Genomic DNA, 3,472 nt, shown 5'->3' on the forward strand with positions numbered 1-3,472 from the left:
ATTTAAAATGATGACTTAAATAAACTTTTTAATGATTCTTATTCCATTCTTAAGAGCTCTTATTCCACTGATTTAATGTAGTCTGTTTTTGGTTTGACTAAAGCTTAATATTTATTTAAAAATTGCTTTACCCTTAGCTTTTTTCGGTGGCTTTATATTAAGAAGTCCGGCAATAGTTGGTGTTACATCTAAAGCACTAATTGTATCAATTTTTTGTTTTGGAATACTAGGGCCAACAGCATAGAATATGGCGTTCATTTCTCTAATACTTCCTAAATTTCCGTGAACACCGAGCCCCGTTTCGTTCATAAAACCCGAGCCTAGAAACCTTTGTGTGTTTTGATCTAAATGAGCATACGAATCATTATTAAAGGAGTTAGGAACTATTATCGGTATACTTGGAACTATTTTAGATGAAAGCGACCATCCTGTTCTTGCACTTACAAATACATCTCCAGATCTTCTTGGATGTTCTAAACTTAAGCTGTTTAACTCTGAAGCTTTCAATGTAACTAAAAAAATTGGTAACCCAGTTATTGGGTCTTTAAGACCTTTACAAATTTTTGCAATTCTATCAATATATTTAGAAAGCTCCTTTTTAGGAACAATACCGCTTTTCTGCCTTCCTTTCACATTCACATATATATGGGCAGCGGGACCTGTACTATAGGCACGTGCTTCAATCGAATCTCCTTTTACTGATATACCATTTTCTTCTAACAGGTTATTGATAAGCACAACGGAATGAATAGGAGCTACACCATGGTCTGAAACGAAAACAAAGTTTATATCTTTTGGTGCCGCTTGCACAAGCTCTTTGAGTAAACTATCAATTGTTCTATATGCCCATATTACGTAATCTTCATATCTTTTTCGTCTGACTCCGTTTTCCATAGCAAAGTCCAACTGCCTTTTATCCTTCAATAGAAAACGGTGCTGTACATCATCAATAAGCGTAAAGTACCCACTGAGCAGATCCCAGTTACTTTCATTTATATTAGCCAATAGAAGTTGTTGGTAATATTTGGCTAAACGCTCTGCCTGATCAAACCACATCTGTTCGGTAATTAGACCTTTACTTAGCTTTCTATTATCCTGCTCGCAAGGCCAAATACCGACTTCATTTTCCATTTTTTCCCTAAACGCATTGGGACTTGAAGAATTAAAACCAATTGCCCCAAAATAAGCCTTGGCTTCCGCCGTTATCGGATTTAAATTCATCAAATAAGACCAACTAGAAACTTTTTGCCTACCAACTTCAAATGAAATTTCAGACCACTCATCTACTTTCAATTCTCCTTCATAACCATTCCCTAAATCTACGTCCAGGTCAACTATGACAATATCATAATTCTTAACACCATCGAAAGAACTATCAGCTACGTAATAATATAAAGGAATATTTCTGCCACTAAACAACTTAAAGTATTCCTCCCCTTTTTCGGAGTTGAGCATTTTCACTCTCTCGAACTTCTCCAATAAAATTGTGTGTTCCCTCTCAACAATAGATAAATTTGAAACTATAGAGTTAGCTAGTTTCTTCCCATAGCCAATTGTTTTTGTACCTCTTCGGTCTGGCGAAGTATTATCTTGCCCTACCGTACTGATATTTGTGACATTTTTACCCTGCCGAATAGCCGCATTCCAAAGTGTTTCTGCTTCTATTGGTGCCGAAAAACCAGATGTTGCTCTCGGCGATTTTATTTCTTGTTCTGGCATCAATATATTATTACCTACAACGCCGTGTACATTGGGATGTGTACCTGTAAATAGAGATACATGAGAAACAGCTGTTGCACTAATGTTAACAGGAGTCATGCTTTCTGCATATGCCCCTTCTCTTCTTATGGTAGAGAAAGCGCCATTTTTCGATAAAAGGTTTCTAGCGAGTAAATCATCAAGAATCCAATCTGCAGCTCCATCTATCGATATTAATACAACTTTTGAATCTTGTGTTTTCTTTTGTCCAAGGCAATCAATACAACAAAGAATCAATATGAAAACGCAAATAAGTATCAGTCGGATTTGTAGTTTTATCATATCTGTTTTTTTATATACCAAAAATAGAATCTCAACTTACTCCAATTTCTATCGTTTACGTTTTTATTTGTATCATTTTGTTGCCATTTATTCTGTATTTCAATAGATATCGATAATTTCTTAGCCGTACTTATTTAAAATTTAACTTGAAATAAAATCACTTAAAAAAATATTTTAGACAATTTAATTATTTTACGTAGCATTTGAACTAGCGAACAATGTGAACCGCTCACGGCTTAATAAGAAAGAAAAGCACTCTAAATAGTGCTTTTCTTCTAATGTTATAATTTTACTTTGTAAATAATTGACCATTTGCAATCATATAAACACGATTTTCATGAATAGATATTGCTGTAATATTGTCTATACCTAAATAAAATAATTTCCAGGTTTCCCCACCGTCCTCAGTATATAAGTTTCCTCCTTTATTTGTTATTAAACGACCATTAAATTCATCCGAAAAATTAATTTCAATTATTTTTTCTTCGGTAATATTAGAAAGTCTAGGCGTTTGAATGGCTTCCCAGGTATTTGTTGTTAGGTTTCCTTTATACAACCCTCCTGAGTTACCTATTGAAGTACCTAAGCTTAACTATGCATCTTGACTATCCACCAAATCGAAATCCAAAAGTCTATTTTCAATCGTTAAATTAAGACCAGTTATATTCCAACTATCTCCACCATCTGTTGTTTTTATAAATTCGCTTGTTTCCTTATTTATAAAACCTATTGAGTCGTTATTTTCATAAACAAGCTCTATTTTATTTGTAGATGTGTTAAGTACCAATTTTTCTTCCCAAGTAGTTCCTCCATCACCTGTTTTAAACACGCACGTTTTTCCTAGTTTATTAGCTAAAAGATATCCTTCAAATTCATTTTTAAAAAATAATTTTGACACTAAATAACTAAGATCTAAAACTGTAAAATCCTCCCAAGTACTGCCTCCATTTACTGATCTCTTAAATTGATTTAAATTTCCTTTTGCAAAAATAACATTAGCGTTGACCGCTGAAAAATAAAAATCACCTACATCTCCTTGAAATATTGTTGTCCACGTTTGTCCTCCATCAGTGGTCTTATCTATTCGACGTTCAATTACAGCATCATTTACTGTAGTTGCAAAACCCGTTGTGCTTGAAACGAACTCTATTTGAGTATAACCAAGAGCTTGCTTCGTATCCCATTGAGAATCCTGAATTTTCAAGAAAGCCTCTGAATTATACTCTGGTTGTTCAAATTCAATTAATAAAGTACCACTTGATGCATTTTCTGGCATAGTAAAAGTAATTGTATCACTATTGACATCTGTTGCTGAAATTGTTTCTCCATTATAAATGAGAATAGGATTATTATTAAGATCGACGCCTTCAATCACAACTTCAGCACCTGCTTGTATAATTTCTGGAGAAATTTAAGTTATTGATGGCACACC

The 3,472-nt window shown here is 33.8% G+C and carries 3 protein-coding genes; all 3 read right to left on the reverse strand.

Going from position 1 to position 3,472, the window contains the following annotated elements; all coding sequences use genetic code 11:
• Window positions 1–111: 111 nt before the first annotated feature.
• The 3 genes from CXF67_RS08735 to CXF67_RS08745 all read right to left on the reverse strand — a co-directional run bounded on the left by CXF67_RS08735 (window position 112) and on the right by CXF67_RS08745 (window position 3,415).
• Window positions 112–2,040 (reverse strand): alkaline phosphatase family protein, encoded by a 1,929-nt coding sequence (locus CXF67_RS08735; protein WP_102088408.1) that lies wholly within the window; start codon window positions 2,038–2,040, stop codon window positions 112–114.
• Window positions 2,041–2,329: 289 nt separating this feature from the next.
• Window positions 2,330–2,596, reverse strand: a complete 267-nt coding sequence (locus CXF67_RS08740) for a beta propeller repeat protein (protein ID WP_102088409.1) — start codon at window positions 2,594–2,596, stop codon at window positions 2,330–2,332.
• A gap of 36 nt (window positions 2,597–2,632) precedes the next feature.
• Window positions 2,633–3,415 carry a WD40/YVTN/BNR-like repeat-containing protein gene (locus CXF67_RS08745; RefSeq protein ID WP_102088410.1) on the reverse strand — a complete coding sequence of 261 codons (783 nt, stop codon included), beginning with the start codon at window positions 3,413–3,415 and terminating at the stop codon, window positions 2,633–2,635.
• Window positions 3,416–3,472 lie beyond the last annotated feature (57 nt).

The sequence above is a fragment of the Psychroflexus sp. MES1-P1E genome (genome assembly GCF_002836055.1).
Taxonomy (GTDB): Bacteria; Bacteroidota; Bacteroidia; order Flavobacteriales; family Flavobacteriaceae; genus Psychroflexus.